Raw genomic sequence first — 4,114 nt, 5'->3', positions numbered from 1 at the left:
GTCGTCACCTCGATGCCGGGCACGAAGACGCGCCGGGTCGCCTCGCAGAACTCCGCGAGCGCCGGGGCATCAGCCGTGCAGCCGTGGTTCGTGAGCGTCACGATGCGCGCCTCGAGCTGCGCCAGCCGACGCAGGTACAGCGGCAGCGTCATCACCGAGCAGGCCGAGCCGGCGGCGGTGTGCGCGTGCAGGTCGATCGCGTGTCGGGGCATCAGGTCCATGACCGCACCATAGCCGCGGCCTCTGACATCCGAGAGCGCAGCGGTGGGAAGCGCCGCTCGTCAGCCCGGGCGCAACGCCCGCCGGACCACCCTTGCGCGCGGCCCCGCGCGCTCGCAGAATCGGGACCACGCGGAGATGCGAGCGAGGGAGTGGGGACATGCCGAACGGCGGGGACGCGGCGTACGAGCGGGCCATGCAGCTGTTCATCAGGCTCGTGGGGGCGAGCCGTCCCATCGCGACGCGACACCTGCTCGCCCAGGTCCCCGGGTACCTCGGCGAGGAACTTGCCGACGAGATCGACGCCTGCGAAGGCCCCCTGCCGCACGACCTGCGCCGTGCCCGCCAAGCCGCCGACCGGATGCTGCGCCGCGACCTCGACCTGCTCAAGCGGCTCAACCTGCACGTCGTGTCCGAGCCGAGCGGCGAGTGGGACGACGACGGCAACGAGGTCCCCGGCTACCGCATCGCTCCCGACACCTGGGCAACCCGCGGCCTCGAGGTCACGCCCGAGCAGAAGGACCTGCTCGCCGTCGCAGCGTCGATGGCGCGTTCCGAGCTCGAATCGCCCGGAAGCGAGGATGCGCTGTTCGCCGTGCAGAAGGTCCTGCGCGGCCGCAAGCCGGCCGAGCCGGCCTCGGTGAGCGTCTCGCTCGGCTCCGAGGGCAGCGACCCGCGCTCGCGCGAGACCACCCGCAAGCTGCACCTGTTCGCTCGCCTCGTGAACGCCCACCGCACGGCGCGCTTCGTCTACCGGAAGCTCGACCGCACGTCGGCGGAGCGCACCGTGGACGTCTACGCCCTCGCGGAGCGCCTCGGCACCTGGTACGCCGTCGGCCGCGACCACAAGGACGACGAGGTCAAGTGCTTCCGCATCTCCCGCGTCGAGGGTGACCCGGCGGAGGTGAAGGTCTCGGCGTTCGAGGTGCCGGGCGACTTCGACGCCGCGAAGCACGTGCACCCCTCCTGGGACATCGGCGAGGACCGGACCGAGGTGACGCTGGCGTTCGACCCGGCCATCGAGCACATCGCCTGCGCGAACCTGCCGGGACTGGCCGTCGCCGTCGACGCCGGGGGCGACCGCTGCGTCACCGTGCCCGTCGCCAACCTCAACGGCTTCGTCCGATGGGTGATGACGATGGACGAGCACGCGTGGATCACCGCGCCGCCCGAGGCGCGCTCCGCCGCGCGCGAGATGCTCACCGGGGTGGCGGCGGCCCATGCCTGACACCTTCGACCGCATGCGCCGGCTGTGCACGCTGCTGACACGCATCCGCCGCCTGCACGACTTCGACAAGTGGGCCCCTCTGACGAGCTTCGCCGAGGCGGCGGGCGTCACGCCGCAGGTGATGCGCGAGGACCTCGACGCGCTCGCGTCGATCGAGTTCGACGAGTCGTACATCCCGAACTACTTCACCTTCGAGATCGACGCCGCCGACCATGTCCGCGTGACCGCGCTGCCGATCGCCGCCACCGACGCGATGAAGGCGCCGGCCCAGCTCACACCGCCGGAGGCCGCCTCGCTGCTGTCGTTCCTCGCGGGCCTTCAGCCGCTCGCCGGCGGGTGCGACGAGGCGCTCTCGGGCTTGGTCGAGGCGATCGCGCAGGCCGCGGGCGTCCCGCAGACCGCACGATCGTGGGACGCGCTCGGCCCCGTCCCCGACGAGGCCATCCTCGCCGAGGTACGCGCGTGCATGGACCAGGACCTGCTGTGCCGCATCGGCTACATCCGCGGCGACGCGACGCGCTACGAGGCGGTCATCGAGCCGTACCACCTGCGCCTCGAGCGCGGGATGTGGTACCTGTTCGCCCGCCCGCACGAGGGCGACACCGCCGGCGAGCAGCGCACGTACCGCGTCGACAAGATGTGGAAGGCCGAGTCAACCGACGAGCCGTTCGAGCCCTACCCCCTCGACCTGGCGCGCTACGCCGACGGCGTCTTCCCGCCCGACACGCCGCAGCGCACCGCGCGCGTCGCGTTCAGGGACCAGGCCGCCGCGTACGCGCAGGAGCGCTGGGGTGAGGGCGACGACCTGGGGGACGGCCGCATCGCCATCACGGTGGAGTTCGCGAGCGTGGACTGGCTGCTGCGGACGCTCGCGCTGTACGGTGCGGAATTCGAGGTGCTCGAGCCGGCGGGCCTGCGAGAGGTCGTGCGGACGCGCGCCGAGGCGGCGCTGGCGCGGTACCGAGAGAGCGCGTGACGGGAGGAGCGACGCCGTGCCGGACAAGACGATCCTCGTCGCCGAGGACAACCAGCTCATCCGCATGATGGTGCAGACGGCGCTCAGGCCCCTGCAGTGCCGCGTGATCGAGGCCGTGGACGGCGGCGAAGCGCTCGAGCTCATCAAGTCAGAGGAGCCGGACCTCGTCCTGCTCGACATCACGATGCCCGAGCTCGACGGGTTCGGGGTGCTCGAGGAGCTGTGCATCATCGAGACCGGCGGCCCGTGCCCGATCGTGATGCTCACGAGCGCCGCGGGCGAACGCGACATGGACCGGGCGAAGGCCCTCGGCGCGCGCGACCACATCGTCAAGCCGTTCGAGCCCGCCGAACTGCGCAACACCGTCGCCCGACTGCTGGGAGTGCATCCGTAGGGGCCGAGGGGGGCTTGCTCGCTGCGCGCGTGGCATGATCGGACCTGAGGAGACACCCCAACGCGCAACCTCGTCACCCGCGTGCTGTCGCACGAGAGTGCCGTCACCGCCTGCTGGTCCGCGCTGTAGCGCCCCCTACCGCACCTCGATCTCCCCGTCCTCGCCGAGGTCCACCGTCACCGTGTCACCCTCGTGCACGCTGCCCTCGACGAGCGCGCGCGCCACGCGGTCGACCACCTCGCGCTGGATGACGCGCTTCAGGGGCCGCGCGCCGAACAGCGGGTCGAACCCGCTCATCGCGAGCCGCTCCATCGCCACCGGTGTGATCTCGAGCGTCACGCGGCGCTCGGCGAGCCGCTCGCGCACCTTCGCCAACTGCAACTCGGCGATGCGCTCGATCTCGTCGAGCGACAGCGCGTGGAACGTGACCACGTCGTCGACGCGGTTGAGGAACTCCGGCCGGAACGTCGCACGCAGCGCCTCGGCGAGCATCTGGTCCAGCTCGGACTCGTCACCGTGCTTCTGGAACTCCTGGATGAACTGCGAGCCCACGTTGCTCGTCATCACGATGATCGAGTTGCGGAACGACACCGTGCGGCCTTGACCGTCGGTCAGCCGCCCGTCGTCGAGCACCTGCAGCAGGATGCTGAAGACCTCGGGGTGCGCCTTCTCGATCTCGTCGAGCAGCACCACCGAGTACGGCCGGCGCCGCACGGCCTCGGTGAGCTGGCCGCCCTCCTCGTAGCCCACGTAGCCCGGAGGCGCGCCGATGAGCCGCTGCACCGAGAACTTCTCCATGTACTCGGACATGTCGATGCGCACCATGTTGCGCTCGTCGTCGAAGAGGTACTCGGCGAGCGTGCGCGCGAGCTCGGTCTTCCCCACGCCGGTGGGGCCGAGGAAGATGAACGACCCGAGGGGCCGGTCGGGGTCCGACAGCCCCGCGCGCGAGCGCCGGATCGCGCTGGCCACCGCTGTGACCGCCTCGTCCTGGCCCACCACGCGCTTGTGCAGCTCGTCCTCGAGCCTCGCGAGTTTGGCGAGCTCACCCTCCAACACGCGCGAGACGGGGATGCCGGTCCACGCCGCCACGACCTCGGCAATCTCCCGTATGCGGTAGTTGTGGTTCGTGTCCCCGACATTAAAGACCTAGTTGTGCACCGCCGCCCGGGGCGCTTCCAGCACCGCGATGATCGCCCGGCAGATGTCCAAGGCGTGCACCAGCGGCCGCCAGGGGGTGCCGTCGCTGGTCATCCGGATCTCCCGGGTCGTCCAGGCCAGTCCGGCGAGGTTATTC

The 4,114-nt window shown here is 71.0% G+C and carries 4 protein-coding genes and 1 pseudogene; 3 read left to right on the top strand and 2 right to left on the bottom strand.

Annotation, left to right across the window (positions count from 1 at the left end):
- On the bottom strand, positions 1 to 221 hold a 221-nt coding region (locus FDZ70_07140; protein ID TLM74742.1), incomplete at its 3' end, for a hypothetical protein.
- Between the two features lie 158 nt (positions 222 to 379).
- On the opposite strand from FDZ70_07140, the gene FDZ70_07135 reads away from it, so the two are divergent.
- The 3 genes from FDZ70_07135 to FDZ70_07125 are packed head-to-tail and all read left to right on the top strand — an operon-like array spanning position 380 to position 2,817.
- Positions 380 to 1,447, top strand: coding sequence for a WYL domain-containing protein (locus FDZ70_07135; protein ID TLM74741.1), 1,068 nt, complete (start codon positions 380 to 382; stop codon positions 1,445 to 1,447).
- A complete protein-coding gene (locus tag FDZ70_07130) occupies positions 1,440 to 2,423 on the top strand; it encodes a WYL domain-containing protein (GenBank protein TLM74740.1) in 984 nt (327 codons plus the stop codon). The genes FDZ70_07135 and FDZ70_07130 overlap by 8 nt, the downstream gene beginning before the upstream one ends.
- Before the next feature lie 16 nt (positions 2,424 to 2,439).
- Positions 2,440 to 2,817 (top strand): response regulator, encoded by a 378-nt coding sequence (locus FDZ70_07125; protein TLM74739.1) that lies wholly within the window; start codon positions 2,440 to 2,442, stop codon positions 2,815 to 2,817.
- Positions 2,818 to 2,952: 135 nt separating this feature from the next.
- Here FDZ70_07125 and FDZ70_07120 read toward each other — a convergent pair.
- Positions 2,953 to 3,924: pseudogene (locus FDZ70_07120) on the bottom strand (AAA family ATPase).
- Between the last annotated feature and the right edge of the window lie 190 nt (positions 3,925 to 4,114).

Source organism: Actinomycetota bacterium (assembly GCA_005774595.1).
In the GTDB taxonomy this organism is placed as follows: Bacteria; Actinomycetota; Coriobacteriia; order Anaerosomatales; family D1FN1-002; genus D1FN1-002.
Note: the sequence above shows the minus strand (reverse complement) of the source record. Positions and strands in the feature narration are given on the sequence as shown.